This window comes from Streptomyces venezuelae (assembly GCF_008642375.1).
Taxonomy (GTDB): domain Bacteria; phylum Actinomycetota; class Actinomycetes; order Streptomycetales; family Streptomycetaceae; genus Streptomyces; species Streptomyces venezuelae_G.
In genome coordinates, this window is the sequence record NZ_CP029194.1 from 7,914,911 (window position 1) to 7,929,157 (window position 14,247).

The following is a 14,247-nucleotide window of genomic DNA, read 5'->3' on the forward strand; positions in this document are numbered from 1 at the left end:
CTCAGGAGGCCTGTCGGCGTGATGCCGCTCGACCTCCGCGACAGCCTAGACGGTGGGGTTCCGTAGGGATCGGGAGGAGTGTTGTCGGTCCGTTCGCGTGCGGATCAGAGGCCGGGAGGGCAGGCCACCAGCAGGGGCAGAAGCGGCACGGCGACGGCGGCCGAGGCCATGGATCCCCGGAGGGCGGGGTGCGGAGCCCGGTGCGGGCCCAGGATGCGCTTCATGCGGAGCAGCGCCGTCGACCCGCCCACCGCGAAGGCACCCTCGGGAGCGCGGCCGGCGGCCATCTCGTACATCGCGGTCGCGAGGACCTCGCGGGGGTGGCGGCGCAGGGCGCCGTCGTCCGCGATCATCTCCAGCAGGACGGCCGTCTGCTCCCGCCCGTGGCGTGCCAGCGGCAGCCGGCGGAAGACGGTGGCGAACCCGTCCGCGGCGGCGAGCAGCAGATGGTGGCGGCCCGCGACGTGCGCCCGCTCGTGGTCGAGGACGGCGTCCAACTGTTCCTCCGTGAGCAGCCGGACGGCGGCGTCGCTGACGACGATGCGCGAGCGGAAGCCCGGCAGGCAGTACGCCCCCGGGGTGGAGTGGGGGAGCACGGTGACGTGGAGCCGGTCGCAGCGCGTGCCCACCAGGTCGAGCCGGTCCCGGTGGCGTGCGCGGATGAGCGTCGTGCGGGCGAGATGAAAGAGGAAGGACCCGACGAAGGCGGTGACGACGGCGAGTGGCATGGCGACGGCCAGGCGGTCCGCCGTGGTGGGGTCGGGCCCGGCCGCCTCCGTGCCCAGACCGCAGGCGTGGAGCAGCCCCAGGAGCCCCGCGTGCAGATGCTCCGTCGGCGCCGCGAGCTGGGTGGCCGCGAGCGCCACCGTGAGCGTGAACGACATCATCAGGGCGAGCCACACGGCCGCGCCCAGCGCGGGCGCGCGGTACGGCCAGGCGCTGCGTGTCATGAGGCGCGGCGCCGCGACACCCACGACGGCCGCGTACGCCAGCAGGGCGGGGGCCGCGTTCACTCCTTCGCCCGCCGTTCGACATCGCGGAGGGCCTTGCGCAGGGCCGCGATCTCGTCGGCGTCGAGGTTCTCCACGAACTGGGCCAGGGCGGCCGGGCGGTCCTCGCTTGCGCCCAGGCCGTCCTCCATGAGCGCCGCCGCGTAGGCCTCGCGGGAGGCGGTGGCCCGGTAGTGCCAGACCCGCCCGTCGCGGGTACGCGTGAGGTGGCCCTTGTGGAAGAGGATGGTCGTGACGGTGGTCACCGTGGTGTAGGCGGCGTCCCGGTGCTCGTTGATGTCGTCGACGACCTCGCGGACGGTCGCGGGGCGGTCCCATCTCCAGAAGCGGTCCATGATCTCCGCCTCAAGCTCCCCCAGCCGACGCATGGGCCGTGTCCTCTCCGCTGTTCCGCACTCGGCTGCATAGTAGTCGGGCAGGTCACGGCCCTTCCCGGGCCCGCGGCTCCCGGCGCCGCCGTCCGAGTGCCCGTCGGGCCTCGGAGCCGGCGTCAGCCGATGCGTACGCCCCACATGAAGGGCATGCCGCTGCGGGCGATGGACTCGTAGCGCACCTGCGCGCCCGGCTTGGGGGAGTGCAGGATCTGTCCGTTGCCCGCGTAGAAGCCGACATGGCTCAGGTCGGTGCGCATGATGATCAGGTCGCCGGGCCTGAGCGCGCTCAGGGAGTCGATGCGCGTCCCGACCCCGGCCTGTGCCTGCGACGTGCGGGGTATGGACACGTCGGCCTGGCGGAACGCCCACGACGTGAGGCCGGAACAGTCGAAGGACGTCGGTCCGCTCGCGCCCCAGACGTACGGCATGCCGACCCGGCTCTTGGCCGCGGCGAAGGCTGCCGCGGCGCGCTGCGAGGCACTCGCCTCGTTGCCGAGATCGACCCGCGCGCTCGCCCGGTTCGCTCGCGCCTCCCCTTCCGCGATCCGCGCGCGTTCCTTCGCCGACAGGGTGTTGAGGAGGCGCTGCGCCTCACGCAGCTTGCCCTGGATCTCGCTCTTGCGCTTGCCCAGCTCCCGCTGGACGGCGTCGAGATCGCCCAGCTTCTCCGCCGCCTCGCTGCGCTGCTGCCGGAGCGCGCGCTGCTGGGATAGGAACTGCTGGAGGGTGACGGTCTGCCGGTCGCCGGCCCGGTCGAGGGCGGAGGCCTTCGCCAGGTAGGTGTCGGGGTCCTCGGAGAGGAGGAGCTGGAGCGCGGGATCCATGCCGCCCGAGCGGTACTGGCCGGCAGCCACCGTGCCGATCCGGTCGCGGAGTTCGTTGAGGTCGCCCTGCTTGCGGGCGGCGGCGTCCTGGAGGTTCGCCACCTGCTTCTTGAGCGCTTCGGCCTCCTCCTTGATCCCGTTGTACTTCTCGGTCGCCTGGGTCGCCTGTTCGTAGAGGCGGTCGACCTGTGCCTGCACGCCCTTCTTGGTGGGGTCAGGGAGGGGATCGGCGGAGGCCGACGGGGTGGAGAGGGCGACCGCCGCCGCGGCCGTCGCGGTGAGGACTCCGGTGCGGCGCGGGTTGGTCTGCTTCGGGCGGCGGTGGGAAGCCACGGGGGAGAGCTCCTTCTTGCTCGGCCGCCGACAAGGGCTGTGCGCACAGCGGACACGGCGGCGCCTCCGCCGCCGCCCCGGGTGGGCGATCGGCCGTACGAAGGCTCCGCCGCATACTAATCTTCTAAGATGCTTAGTCTCAATGAGGGTCGACGGTGGCGATCCGAGTGAACGGCCCTGCGGGGCCTAGTCGGTGGCGGTGAGGGTGCAGTCGTGGGTCTTCGCCGAGCGTTCGGCGAAGGCCGACAGGGCGGTGCGGAGGCCCTGGTGGTCGAGGGTGAGGCGGGAGGTGCGGCCGAGTGTGCCGCCGACGGGCGCGACGACGTATGCGGCCCGGTCCACCGCGCCGCGGCAGTCGGCCCACAGCACGTAGAGGCCGTCCGGGGCGTCGCCCGCAGGCCGGCCGGCCAGGTCTTCGAGGTTCCGACGCTCGGTCCTCTCCAGCGCGGGGCCGTACGACGCGGTGAACGTGTACAGCGGCGCGCCCCGCAGGCCGCCGAGCGTGCAGCCCTCGACCGGCTTCGGTCCCGGCGCGGTCTCCACGGCCGTACGGACCCCCCAGCGGGCGGCGGTCCGCGGGTCCACGATGCCCGCGCAGCTGCCCGACACCGAGGCGAAGGGCTCGTGGTCCCAGGCGTTCACGGAGGCGCCGACCTCGCGCACCGGCGCGCCCTCGGCGACCTCGCATCCCTGCTGCCGCGCGTAGGCGGTCGCCGTGCGGGTCAGTACGGCGGTGAGCTCCGTACGGGCTTCCGGGCGGCCGAAGTCGGCCCGGTCGATCCTGGCACGTGCCTCGGCGACCATTCCGACGCCCTGCGCGTCGCCCTGTGTGCCGCCGCAGTCGATCAGGACGATCGCGGACGCCTCGCCCCGGCGCTCCCGGTCCGGATCGAACGCGAAGCCGCCGGTCCAGCCGTGGCCCAGGGGCGCGTCGGTGGCTGCCGCCTCCAGCACGCCGAAACGGTCCCGCGCGTCACTCACCGTCACACGCAGGTCGATCCGGCCGTCCTCCTCGTACACCTCGTCGGCTTCACCGACCCGGCACTGCCAGAAGTCCCGGCCCGTCCTCGTCTCCGTCGTCACGTCGGCCCCGCCCACCAACTCCCGTACGGGATCGGCCGCCAAGGTCCCTTCGCACGCCGAGTCCAGGGCGCGGTCGTGGAGCCAGGCCTGCAAGCCGCCGGACAGCCAGAACAGGCCGCCCGCCACCACGGCCGCGCCGGTCGTCAGACCTGCCGCGAGCCGGATCCGCCGGCGGCGGCGGATCCGGGCGAGCTCGTGATCGGCAGACTCCCTGGGCTCCCCGCTCATCCCCACACCTTCCCGAGCACCTTCGTGTCATTGCAGTCGCCCGACGCGTCGAGGTAGCGCGCGAGGAGCGAGTCGGCGCGGGCGGCGAGCAGTTCGCGGTCCGTCCCCTCCAGCCCGAGACGGTGCAGGGTCCGTCCGCCCGCGCACCGCCCTTCGGCCCACACGGCGAGCTCGTACGTCTTCGTCTTCGTCGGCGTACCGGCGGTCGGCTGTCCGCCGCGCCCGGCCAGGGCGAGTTCACGCCCGTACTCGGTGCGCAGCTCCGGCAGCACCTCGCCCCACCAGCTCGCCGAGCTCACCACCACGCCGCCCGCCGCCCCCGGCTTCGAGACGGTCGTGGAACAGGCCCTGGCCCAGGCGTGGGTGGCCCCGTGCGCGGACTGCTCGGCGCCCTTCAGAGCAGAGCCGAGCAGCTCCGGGCGGAACCAGGCGCACTCCGCGGGAGGCGCGTCCGGCGCGTCCTCCTGCGGGGACGGCGTCACCGGTCGTACGTCGGTGTCCCGCACGACAGCCCCTCCGCAGCGCCCGTCGGCGCGTACCTCCTCGGCGACGGCCGCGACGAGCGTGCCGAGCCATTCGCTCGCCGGGCTGTTCGTCGAGGCGTGCACCCGGAAGGACGTGACAGGGCGGGCGTACCCCTGCAGGCCGTTCGGGCAGGTGACCGTGACGACCTGGTCCGCCCGCTCGTGCTCCTCGGCCCACTCCGGCTCGTCCTCGTAGGGGGTGCGGCCGATGACGTGCTCCACCCGGACGCCCTTCAGCGGCGGGTCCAGCACCGGCTCCGCCGTCACGGTGAACCACGGGTCACCCTCGCCGTCCCCGCCGAGGGAGCAGGACACGAGACCGCGCGGCCCCGGTCCGGTCCGCAGGGTCCACCACGCGTCGTCGGCCAGCAGCTTCGCCGCGTCGTTCCGGGGCAGCGCCCCGCCGCAGGCCCGGGCGAGCGCGTCGGCGTTGTGCCGGTCGCGCTGCTCGGCCCGTACGAGGACGAAGCCCGCCGTCAGTGCCACCAGCAGGACGGCCAGCGTCGCCCGTGGCAGCCACCGGTGCCGTCGGAACCGGGCCCACGCCGAATCGCTCATCCCCGCCCCGCCCAGTCTCCGTGCTCGTGCTCGTGCTCGCGTGCGGGCATCGCACCCGCGAATCGATCACCGCACGCTATCCCACCGGTCTCACGCGCCCGCCGCTGGACAGTCGCAGTACTCCGGCATAGCCTCCGATGCACCTATTCAAGTTTTTGAGTAAGCGAGTATGTGAGGAGAGGTCATGCATCCGTTCCGCAAGGCGGTGGAGGACCGTGATCCGGACGCTCTGGAGGCGCTGCTCGCCGAGGATGTCGTCTTCACCAGCCCCGTCGCCTTCGCGCCGTACGCAGGCCGCGCGATGACCGCCGCGATCCTGCGCGGCGTGCTGCGCGTCTTCGAGGACTTCTCGTACGTACGGGAGATCGGGAACCCTGACGGCCGTGACCACGCCCTCGTCTTCACGGCGACGGTCGGCGGGAAGCAGATCCATGGCTGCGACTTCCTGCACTTCGACGAGGAGGGGAAGATCGACGACCTGACCGTCATGGTCCGCCCCCTGTCGGCGGCGCGGGCGCTCGCCGACGCCATGGGCGCCCAGTTCGACCGGATCGTCCGCGAGGCGGCCGACGGCTGAGGCGTCCGACGGGAATGCCGAGAGGCCGGACCGGCGCGCAGTGCGCCGGTCCGGCCTCTTCGGTGACGTGACAGGGGATGCAGCGAGGCGGGGCGGACGGTCAGTCCGTGCCCATCTCCATCGCCGCGCGGTCCAGCATCTCGTCGTCGCCGGAGACCTCGCCGCGCGAGGCGATCGCCTCGGCGCCGCCCTCCGGCAGCTCCGTCAGGGTGCCGATCAGACCGGTCGCGGCCGCCTGGGCGGCGCCGATGGCGGGGCTGCCCGTGCCGATCAGGCCCAGCGTGGCGTACTGCTCCAGCTTGGCGCGGGAGTCGGCGATGTCGAGGTTCCGCATGGTGAGCTGGCCGATCCGGTCCACCGGGCCGAACGCCGAGTCCTCGGTCCGCTCCATGGAGAGCTTGTCCGGGTGGTAGCTGAAGGCCGGGCCCGTCGTGTCGAGGATCGAGTAGTCCTCGCCGCGCCGCAGCCGCAGGGTCACCTCGCCGGTCACGGCCGCGCCGACCCAGCGCTGGAGCGACTCGCGGACCATCAGGGCCTGCGGGTCCAGCCACCGGCCCTCGTACATGAGACGGCCGAGGCGCCGGCCCTCGTTGTGGTACTGGGCCAGGGTGTCCTCGTTGTGGATCGCGTTCACGAGCCGCTCGTAGGCCGCGTGCAGCAGGGCCATGCCGGGCGCCTCGTAGATACCGCGGCTCTTGGCCTCGATGATCCGGTTCTCGATCTGGTCCGACATGCCCATGCCGTGGCGGCCGCCGATGGCGTTGGCCTCCATCACCAGGTCGACGGCGGAGTGGAACTCCTTGCCGTTGATGGTCACGGGGCGGCCCTGGTCGAAGCCGATCGTGACGTCCTCGGTGGCGATCTCGACCGAGGGGTCCCAGAACCGGACGCCCATGATGGGCTCCACGGTCTCCACGCCGGTGTTCAGGTGCTCCAGGGTCTTCGCCTCGTGCGTGGCGCCCCAGATGTTGGCGTCGGTGGAGTACGCCTTCTCCGCGCTGTCCCGGTAGGGGAGGTCGTGGGCGAGGAGCCACTCCGACATCTCCTTGCGGCCGCCGAGCTCGGTCACGAAGTCGGCGTCGAGCCACGGCTTGTAGATCCGCAGGTGCGGGTTGGCCAGCAGGCCGTACCGGTAGAACCGCTCGATGTCGTTGCCCTTGAACGTCGAGCCGTCGCCCCAGATCTGTACGTCGTCCTCGAGCATCGCCCGGACCAGCAGGGTGCCGGTGACGGCGCGGCCGAGCGGCGTGGTGTTGAAGTAGGCGCGCCCGCCCGAGCGGATGTGGAACGCGCCGCAGGTGAGCGCGGCCAGGCCTTCCTCGACCAGCGCGGCGCGGCAGTCGACCAGGCGGGCGATCTCGGCGCCGTACGTCTTCGCGCGGCCGGGCACCGAGGCGATGTCGGGCTCGTCGTACTGGCCGATGTCGGCGGTGTACGTGCACGGGACGGCGCCCTTGTCGCGCATCCACGCGACCGCGACCGAGGTGTCGAGGCCGCCCGAGAAGGCGATGCCGACGCGCTCGCCGGCGGGGAGGGAGGTGAGGACCTTAGACATAGGAAGAGTATGCATGATCCTGCATGGTCATGCAACGTCGATCTGCGGGGAGTCCGGTGTCGCGTGGGCTTACCCCTGGTACGGTCCCTCACCGGCCGAAGCTCCACCCAGGAGCGGCGGCGTCCGTGGAGGGGTGGAGAGGGTGCGGCTCACGAGCGGGGTTCTTCCCGGGGATCTGGTGGACGCGATACGGGGGACCGCTCGCGACATCGCCGAGGTGCTCGGTGCCAGTGGCACTGGCCCTGGCCCTGGCGATGGCGATGGCGCCGGGCATCGGGGCGGTCTGCCCGTGCCCCGGTCCGTCTGGACGGTCGGCGAGGCCGCCGCGCACCTGGCCCAGGCCAACGCCCTCATGGCGGACATCGCCGCCGGTCACGAGCGCCCCTACGGGGACGGCACCCCAGGCGGCCTGACCGAGGCCAACGAACGCGCCCTCGCCGAATTCGCGGAGCGCGACCCCGAGCCGCTCGCCGACATGATCACGGAGCAGGCCGAGGCCTTCCTCGCCGCCGTCGAGCGCCGCGACCCGGCCGAGGTGCTCACCACCCCGCTCGGCACGATGAGCCCGGCTGTCCTCGGTTCGTACCTGCTGACCCACATGCTCGGCCACGGCTACGACCTGGCCCTCGCCCTGGGCCGTCCCCACATGGTCGACGCCCGCAGGGTCGCCCTCACCCTCCCGTTCATGATCGCCGTGATGCCGGGGGTCGCCGATCCGGTCGCCGTCGCCGGACTGACCGCCCGCTTCGCGGTACGGCTGCGGGGCGGCCCGGGCTTCGGCGTCACCGTCACGGGCGGCGACGTCCAGGTGGCCCACGAGCCGCCCGCCCGTCCGGACTGCACGATCCTGACCGAGCCGGTCGCCTTCCTCCTCCTCGCCCTCGGCCGGCTAGACCCGTGGCCCGTGATCGCCCGGGGCAAGGCGCTCGGCTGGGGGCGCAAACCCTGGCTCGCGCCCCGGTTCCCCCGCCTCTTCCGCGCGCCCTGAGGCCCGCTCCGGTGGATCCTTGAAGTAACCGGGCGAACGGCCGCCGGGAGTCACCGGGCGGACGGATCCCGGTAGCGACGTGCGAGGAGGCAGACCATGACTCGTACCCAGGAGTGGACGGTCGGCCTGGAACTGGTCGAGGACGGCGGCAGGACGGAGGCCGAGGCGCGGCTGAGCACCGGCACCTCGACCATCACCGGCCACGGCACCGCCCGCTGCAACCCGTCGGACGTGGACGTCCCCGCGATCGGCGACGAGCTCGCCGCGAGCCGGGCGATGAAGGACCTGGCCGGCAAGCTCATGCGGGAGGCCAACCGCGAGATGGAGGCGGTGGGGGCGGGGACCGTACCCCGGCACACCGGCCCCGGATACGGCTGGCCGGAGGCGGTCACCTGACCCTCGGGCCCTCCGAGGGAGCCGTCACCTGCCCCCAGGGGCCCGGCTCGACGTCACGTCCGGCCGGACCCCTCCCCAAGTGCCGCCGTCCTCGCCGGCGTCCGCCCTCAGGGGGTGTCGTCCGCGCCGCCGTCCCCGTGCGTGAGCCGGTCCACGACCTCGACCACCCCGTCCACCGTCTCGCACAGCCGGACCAGGACCGGCGTGACGCTCGGGTCCGGCAGGTCGCCGCTGAGCGTCACCACGCCCTCGTCGACGTCGATGTGCACGGCGGCGGGGGAGAGGCGCAGGATGCGGACGACGACGTCCTCCCGGATCTCCTCCTGGATCGACCGGTCCCGCCGCAGGAACAGCTGGAGGAGGTCGCTCCGGCTCAGTACGCCGATGAGCCGGCCGTCCGAGTCCACCACCGGCAGCCGCTTCACGCGGTGCCGCTCCATCAGCCGGGCCGCCTCGACCGCCGTCCACGACGGGCGGGCCGTCACGACCGGGCTCGACATCATGGCCTCGGCCGTGCTCGGGCCGTCCTTCGCGGTGTGCCGCCGCAGGAGGTCCGCCTCGGAGACGACGCCCACGGGCCGGTTCTCGTCGTCGACGACGGGGACCGCGGTGATGCCGTACTCGTCGAGGAGCCGCGCGATCTCCTTGAATGACGTCCCCCGCTGCACCGCGACCGCGGCCGGCGTCATCAGGTCCGCGACACTGCGGTTCCTCATCGTCCGTTCCGTCCCTTCTGCGTTCCGGACTCCATGGTCCCGCACCGGAGGCGGTCCTGGTGTGAGGGGGTGGCGAACGGGGGTGCGACGAGGGCTTGCGGGCATGACATGTACATGGTTACTTCGGGTAAGTCGCGGTTCCGAGACGGAAGAAGGACCTCTCATGTCATCCCCTCGCACCCTCCGCCGCCGCCGGTTCGGCGGCGCCCTCGCGCTGGCCCTCGCACTCCTCGCGACGACCGGCGCCACCGGAACGGCCGCACCGGGACGGGCGGCTCCGGGGGCCACCGTCCCGGAAGCGGCCGCCGTCGGACCGGCCCCGGGCGGCGTCCGCTCCGGGCTGCGGGAGGTGATGTTCGTCGGCAACAACTGGGACGGCACGGCCGACGTCATCGAGTCCCGGGGCGACTTCCGCCGCATCGCGCGCCTGAACGTCGTCCCCGACAAGGAGGAGCGGCTGCGGGAGATCCATCTGAACCCCGTCAAGCTCGCCTTCTTCCTCGGTGTCCGCAACGGGCCGGGGGAGGGGCACGACCAGTTCGTCGACGACATGTACGCGACCCCCGACGGCGCGGCCATGGTCGTCTCCCGCCCCAGCTTCGCCGACGTCGTCTCCCTCGACCTGCGCACCGGGCGGATCAACTGGCGCTTCCCGGTGGCCGGCTACCGCGCCGACCACATGGCAGTCTCGCCCGACGGCACCCGCGTCGCGGTCTCCGCCTCCACGGCGAACACCGTGCACGTCCTCGACATCGCCACCGGCCGTCAACTCGGCTCGTTCAAGACCGGCGACAAGCCGCACGAGAACGTCTTCACCTCCGACGGCCGCCTGTGGAACATGTCCATCGGCGAGGTCACCACCGCCCTCGACGCACCCTGGCTCGACTGGACGAAGGGTGACCGCCGCATCACGGTCGTCGACGCCGACACCTTCGAGACCGTCCGCGTGATCGACATGCGCGAGCGCCTCGACGCCTTCGGCCGCGACGACCTCTCCGACGCCGTCCGGCCGCTCGTCTTCACCCCGGACGAGAAGACCCTGTACTTCCAGGTCTCGTTCCTCAGCGGGTTCCTGGAGTACGACATCGCCACCGACCGGATCACCCGGGCCAAGTACCTCCCGGGCAGCCCGGCCACCGATCCCGACCGTACGACCTGGGTCAACGACTCGCGTCACCACGGCCTTTCGATCAGCCCCGACGGCGCCAAGCTGTGCGTCGCCGGAACGATGGACGACTACGCCACCGTCGTCGACCGGGCGACCCTCCGGCAGGGCCCGCTCGTCGAGGTGTCCAAGCCCTACTGGGCGACCGTGAGCGGCGACGGACGGTCCTGCGTCGTCTCCGAGAGCGGCGCCGACCGGGTGACCGCGATCGACTTCGCGACCGGCCTGCGGGTGGCCACCGTCGATGTCGGCGACCACCCCCAGCGCGTCCGGCTCGCCCGGGTGCCCGCCGACTGGACGGGCACCACGGTGAGTTGATCCGGAGTGGCGGCCGGCGTCGGGTGCGGTGCACCCGGCCGGGCGTCAGGCGCGGTGCACCGCGACCTCGTGGAGCGAGTAGCCCCACTGGGTCGCGCGCCGCACCCCCTGGATCCGCACGTACCGCGCGGGCTGCGAGTCGAACTCCGCCGTGTCGTAGCCGCCGTCGCCGGTGGTCGTGGACCACGCCGTACGCCAGTCGGTGCCGTTCTCCGACAGCTCGATGCGGTACTCCCGCGCGTAGGCCCGCTCCCAGTCCAGGGTCACCTTGCCGACCCGGTGCACGGCCCCGAGGTCCATCCGGAGCCACTGGTCGTCCGACCAGTCACTGGCCCAGCGGGTGCCCGTGTCACCGTCGACGGCGCGGCCCGGCGCGTAGCTGGTGAACGGGTGCCACTCCGAGGAGCTCGCCGAGGTCGCCGCGCCCGTGGCGAGGTTGATCCCCGACTCGTGCTTCTCGGTCGACTTCCACGTGGTCAGGTACGACTCCGCCCCGTCGGCCAGCTCGTCCACGACCCCCTGGCCGCCGCTGAGCCGGATCTGCTCGATCCAGTCCGGGACCAGGCCGTTGTGTGCGGCGCCGTCGGTGTTGAGGTCCCAGGTGCGCTCGCCCGTGACCTGACGGTCGATCATCGCGCTGCCGTCGGCGCTGCGGAAGGGGTACGTGACGGCGTTCGGGGCGTCCGGGCCGACCGGCCCAGGCCAGCCGCCGACGCCGTTCATGTCCGTGCCGTAGCCGAGGCCGACCCCGTACTTCTTACGGAGGTCCGCCTTCTGGCCCGCCTCGCCGATGAAGCCCTCGGCGCCGTGCATGTACTGGGCGACGAAGCCGCCGAGGCGGTAGAGCCGCTCGGTCCAGTCGAGGTCCATCCAGCTGTGCGTGGAGAGGACGCCCGGGTACTCCTCGGCCTCCAGGATGTCGAGCGCCCGCCCGGCGGCCTTGACGCTCATGTGGTCGAGCTCCAGCATCATGCCCCGGTCGATCATGCCTCGCAGGGCGTGCTCACCCAGCCTGGTGAGGCCCCGGGTGTTGCACTTGGCGTCCGAGGCGTACGAGGGCACGCTGACCCCGGCCGGCAGCTTCGACGCCATCACGGGCGCGGCGGCCAGGCCGATCGGGTTGTCGTGCTGCGGTCCGGTGCACCGCTCGGTCGCCCAGAAGGTGCCGGTGGAGAGGAACTGGCCGATGTTGACGGCCGCGCCGATGGTCCCCTGGTCGAACCGCACCCCGCACAGCGCGTTGTCGAACTTGTGGCACAGGAACATGCTGCGGACGCCGAGCCCGTACAGCTCGTCGAGGCCGCGGTCGATGTCGGCCTTGTCGCACTGGGCGACGTCGAGGATCTGCTTGCAGCCGAACGGCTCGGAGGTCTCGACGCCGAGGACGACCGCGAGCTTGCCCTGCTCGATCACCGAGCGGGCCTGGGCGGAGTCGGTGACGATCCGGAACCAGCCCTTTCCGGGGCCGCCGTACATGCCGTCCACGTAGTCCTGGAGCTCGTACGTCTTCTTGGCCTGGAGGCGGATCGACTCCATCTCGTCACAGCCGCGGTCCCGGGGCAGGATCGAGCAGATCAGGCCGTTCGTCACCAGGTCGTTGACGAGTACGCGCTGACCGCCGCGCCAGGCCCGCTCGACCCAGGCGTAGTAGTTCTGCTGGTGCGTCAGCGAGTTGTTGGCGGGCCAGTCCTTGAAGGAGGGCCAGCCGACCGGGTCGTGAGTGCCGTCCGCGCCGCCGGTGATGTTCTCGAAGAGTGCGCCCCTGCCGTCCGGGTAGTGCTCGGGGCAGTCCTTCAGCGCGTCGGCGATGCCGGCCGTGGAGAACGTCCGGCCGCAGATGAGCCGGCCGCCGAACCCTTCGTTGGACATCAGGTGGTTGTGCGCGTCGACGAACCCGCGCACCTTCCCCTGTGCGTCGGTCCCGGTGAACGGCGCACCGGTGATGTTGATGCCGGAGTCCGGTGAGGGCCGGGACGCCGGCTCCCACCACGACCCGGTCGCGGCTCCGGCGGCCGCCGGGACGGGCCCGGAGCCGAAGAGAAGGGCCGCGAGGGCCAGGAACAGTGCGAGGAGGGCGGATCGGCCGCCGCTCCTTCGCGGTGAGGGGCGAGTCGTCATCGGCGAGGCCTTCGGTCGACGGGGGTGTGCCGGGCGCCCCGAGAATCCCGGTGCCGAGCCAGTGAGTCAAGAGTCCGGGACAAACGACCTGTTGGTGAAGTGACCGAAGAGTAGGCTGCTATCCGCCGATCAGGACCGCCAGCTGATCAGCCGTCATGTCAAGCTGGCTGTCCGCCACTTGCTCGTCCTTCAGGACCAGGTACTGGAGCGTGAGGCCGTCGATCGCCGCCGCCAGGTACCGCGCGAGCACCTCCACCGGCACCCGCGGCTCCACGCCGAGGACGGAGCGCACCTGGTCGATCAGAACGGCCGCCGACGCCACGTACTGCGCGTACTGGGCGCGCGCCAGATGCTCGAACCCCGGCTCGCGCAGGGCGTACTGGGTGAGGTCGTACGTCAGCATGTGCTCACCGGGGTGTGCCGTGACGTGGTCCCAGTACGTCTGCAGCCCGGCCCGCACGGTCTCGCGCAGCGTCGCCCGCGGCTCGACCGCCGACTTCACGCGGGCCACGTAGTTGCCGGTGATCGTCTCGATCGCTGCTTCGAGCAGTGCCTGCTTCGAGTCGAAGCAGTAGTGGAAGACGCTCAGTGAGACGCCCGCCTCCGCGCAGATCGACCGTGTGGTCGTCCGCGCGACACCGTCCCTGGTCATCGCCCTGATCGCCGCCTCGACGAGCTGCGTGCGTCGTTCGGCCGACGGCATCCGCGTCATGGTTCCTCCTCGCGTCCGGCGACAGGGTAAGGCGAGAGGAGCGCGCCGCGTAACGGCGTTCCACAAGGCCGGTCACCCGCCCTGCACCTCGCCGACCTGCGTTCCGCGGGGCGCGGGGGGAACCTGGAGGCAGGGGAGCGCTCGGAAGGAGCCGCCGCCATGGGAGGAAGTTCGCGTCGCCCTCGTGGACTCGTGCGCCTCGCGGCCGCCGGTGTCGCGGTGGTCGCAGGCTCGGCCATGCTGCCCTGCGCGGCCCTGGCCGCGCCCGGCCCGTCGCCGGACGACGTGCGCACCCTCAGGCAGGGCCGGACACTGACTGTCGCGATCTCGCCCAACGACCTCTTCGACATCCCGGCGAGCTCGGCCGACGTGACCCTCACCGCCTTGAAGCAGGCGGACCGGCTGCCGCAGGGCGAGCACCTGGACCCCGAGGTCGCCGATCGCGGTATGACGTTCGTCTGCCTCGAGTTCAAGGTCGAGAACGTGAGTACCGAGGAGTTCGACACCTCGCACCTGACCAAGGCGCGCTGGAGCGGCAAGGACGGGGAGACGAAGAACATCGGCCATGTCATCGGCGCGGAGTGCGCCGGGCTCGGCCTCGTCAAGGAGAACCTGCTCGCCGAACCGAACCCCCGGCCCGGTGAGTTCGTGCGCGGCACCACCGTGTTCGAGGTGCCCGACGGCCAGGCGGGCGTCCTGGAGTTCGCCGACGTCGCGGACCACCCCATGTTCAAGGTCGAGACGACGGCCTCCCGCTGAAGGGCGACC

The 14,247-nt window shown here is 72.2% G+C and carries 14 protein-coding genes; 5 read left to right on the forward strand and 9 right to left on the reverse strand.

Annotated features, from left to right (window positions below; all coding sequences use genetic code 11):
• Nucleotides 1-104: 104 nt before the first annotated feature.
• From DEJ46_RS35995 to DEJ46_RS36015, 5 genes are all read right to left on the reverse strand, one after another.
• Entirely contained in the window at nucleotides 105-1,013 is a 909-nt protein-coding gene (locus DEJ46_RS35995; protein WP_150273169.1) for a M56 family metallopeptidase, read from the reverse strand.
• Nucleotides 1,010-1,378 (reverse strand): BlaI/MecI/CopY family transcriptional regulator, encoded by a 369-nt coding sequence (locus tag DEJ46_RS36000; protein WP_150273171.1) that lies wholly within the window; start codon nucleotides 1,376-1,378, stop codon nucleotides 1,010-1,012. The genes DEJ46_RS35995 and DEJ46_RS36000 overlap by 4 nt, the downstream gene beginning before the upstream one ends.
• A gap of 122 nt (nucleotides 1,379-1,500) precedes the next feature.
• Nucleotides 1,501-2,541 carry a C40 family peptidase gene (locus tag DEJ46_RS36005; protein ID WP_150273173.1) on the reverse strand — a complete coding sequence of 347 codons (1,041 nt, stop codon included), beginning with the start codon at nucleotides 2,539-2,541 and terminating at the stop codon, nucleotides 1,501-1,503.
• Between the two features lie 186 nt (nucleotides 2,542-2,727).
• Nucleotides 2,728-3,852, reverse strand: a complete 1,125-nt coding sequence (locus DEJ46_RS36010; RefSeq protein WP_150273176.1) for a hypothetical protein — start codon at nucleotides 3,850-3,852, stop codon at nucleotides 2,728-2,730.
• Nucleotides 3,849-4,934 (reverse strand): hypothetical protein, encoded by a 1,086-nt coding sequence (locus DEJ46_RS36015; RefSeq protein ID WP_150273178.1) that lies wholly within the window; start codon nucleotides 4,932-4,934, stop codon nucleotides 3,849-3,851. The genes DEJ46_RS36010 and DEJ46_RS36015 overlap by 4 nt, the downstream gene beginning before the upstream one ends.
• A 184-nt stretch (nucleotides 4,935-5,118) precedes the next feature.
• Here DEJ46_RS36015 and DEJ46_RS36020 point away from each other — a divergent pair, with 184 nt between their 5' ends.
• Nucleotides 5,119-5,511 carry a nuclear transport factor 2 family protein gene (locus DEJ46_RS36020; protein ID WP_150273180.1) on the forward strand — a complete coding sequence of 131 codons (393 nt, stop codon included), beginning with the start codon at nucleotides 5,119-5,121 and terminating at the stop codon, nucleotides 5,509-5,511.
• Nucleotides 5,512-5,611: 100 nt separating this feature from the next.
• On the opposite strand, the gene argG is transcribed toward DEJ46_RS36020, so the two are convergent.
• Entirely contained in the window at nucleotides 5,612-7,066 is a 1,455-nt protein-coding gene (argG, locus tag DEJ46_RS36025; RefSeq protein ID WP_055645107.1) for an argininosuccinate synthase, read from the reverse strand.
• Nucleotides 7,067-7,208: 142 nt separating this feature from the next.
• Between argG and DEJ46_RS36030 the strand changes: the two genes are divergently transcribed.
• On the forward strand, nucleotides 7,209-8,054 hold the full coding sequence (locus DEJ46_RS36030; protein WP_223835352.1) for a maleylpyruvate isomerase family mycothiol-dependent enzyme: 846 nt from the start codon (nucleotides 7,209-7,211) through the stop codon (nucleotides 8,052-8,054).
• A 96-nt stretch (nucleotides 8,055-8,150) separates the two neighbouring features.
• Entirely contained in the window at nucleotides 8,151-8,450 is a 300-nt protein-coding gene (locus DEJ46_RS36035) for a DUF1876 domain-containing protein (RefSeq protein ID WP_150273183.1), read from the forward strand.
• Nucleotides 8,451-8,557: 107 nt separating this feature from the next.
• Here the strand turns inward: DEJ46_RS36035 and DEJ46_RS36040 are convergent, their stop codons facing one another.
• Nucleotides 8,558-9,166 (reverse strand): CBS domain-containing protein, encoded by a 609-nt coding sequence (locus tag DEJ46_RS36040; protein ID WP_150273185.1) that lies wholly within the window; start codon nucleotides 9,164-9,166, stop codon nucleotides 8,558-8,560.
• Between the two features lie 163 nt (nucleotides 9,167-9,329).
• Here DEJ46_RS36040 and DEJ46_RS36045 point away from each other — a divergent pair, with 163 nt between their 5' ends.
• Nucleotides 9,330-10,649 (forward strand): YncE family protein, encoded by a 1,320-nt coding sequence (locus DEJ46_RS36045; RefSeq protein WP_150273187.1) that lies wholly within the window; start codon nucleotides 9,330-9,332, stop codon nucleotides 10,647-10,649.
• Nucleotides 10,650-10,694: 45 nt separating this feature from the next.
• Here the strand turns inward: DEJ46_RS36045 and DEJ46_RS36050 are convergent, their stop codons facing one another.
• On the reverse strand, nucleotides 10,695-12,767 hold the full coding sequence (locus tag DEJ46_RS36050) for a discoidin domain-containing protein (protein ID WP_150273189.1): 2,073 nt from the start codon (nucleotides 12,765-12,767) through the stop codon (nucleotides 10,695-10,697).
• A 118-nt stretch (nucleotides 12,768-12,885) separates the two neighbouring features.
• On the reverse strand, nucleotides 12,886-13,479 hold the full coding sequence (locus tag DEJ46_RS36055) for a TetR/AcrR family transcriptional regulator (protein WP_150273191.1): 594 nt from the start codon (nucleotides 13,477-13,479) through the stop codon (nucleotides 12,886-12,888).
• A 159-nt stretch (nucleotides 13,480-13,638) separates the two neighbouring features.
• Between DEJ46_RS36055 and DEJ46_RS36060 the strand changes: the two genes are divergently transcribed.
• A complete protein-coding gene (locus DEJ46_RS36060; protein ID WP_223835353.1) occupies nucleotides 13,639-14,238 on the forward strand; it encodes a hypothetical protein in 600 nt (199 codons plus the stop codon).
• Nucleotides 14,239-14,247: the final 9 nt, after the last annotated feature.

What these genes read in the sequence shown, in the direction of transcription:
- DEJ46_RS36020 (WP_150273180.1), top strand. Translation starts at nt 5,119, where the DNA reads ATGCATCCGTTCCGCAAGGCGGTGGAGGACCGTGATCCGGACGCTCTG.
- DEJ46_RS36055 (WP_150273191.1), bottom strand. Translation starts at nt 13,479, where the DNA reads ATGACGCGGATGCCGTCGGCCGAACGACGCACGCAGCTCGTCGAGGCG.
- DEJ46_RS36000 (WP_150273171.1), bottom strand. Translation starts at nt 1,378, where the DNA reads ATGCGTCGGCTGGGGGAGCTTGAGGCGGAGATCATGGACCGCTTCTGG.
- DEJ46_RS36040 (WP_150273185.1), bottom strand. Translation starts at nt 9,166, where the DNA reads ATGAGGAACCGCAGTGTCGCGGACCTGATGACGCCGGCCGCGGTCGCG.
- DEJ46_RS36015 (WP_150273178.1), bottom strand. Translation starts at nt 4,934, where the DNA reads ATGAGCGATTCGGCGTGGGCCCGGTTCCGACGGCACCGGTGGCTGCCA.
- DEJ46_RS36060 (WP_223835353.1), top strand. Translation starts at nt 13,639, where the DNA reads ATGGGAGGAAGTTCGCGTCGCCCTCGTGGACTCGTGCGCCTCGCGGCC.
- DEJ46_RS36010 (WP_150273176.1), bottom strand. Translation starts at nt 3,852, where the DNA reads ATGAGCGGGGAGCCCAGGGAGTCTGCCGATCACGAGCTCGCCCGGATC.
- argG (WP_055645107.1), bottom strand. Translation starts at nt 7,066, where the DNA reads ATGTCTAAGGTCCTCACCTCCCTCCCCGCCGGCGAGCGCGTCGGCATC.
- DEJ46_RS36045 (WP_150273187.1), top strand. Translation starts at nt 9,330, where the DNA reads ATGTCATCCCCTCGCACCCTCCGCCGCCGCCGGTTCGGCGGCGCCCTC.
- DEJ46_RS36035 (WP_150273183.1), top strand. Translation starts at nt 8,151, where the DNA reads ATGACTCGTACCCAGGAGTGGACGGTCGGCCTGGAACTGGTCGAGGAC.
- DEJ46_RS36050 (WP_150273189.1), bottom strand. Translation starts at nt 12,767, where the DNA reads ATGACGACTCGCCCCTCACCGCGAAGGAGCGGCGGCCGATCCGCCCTC.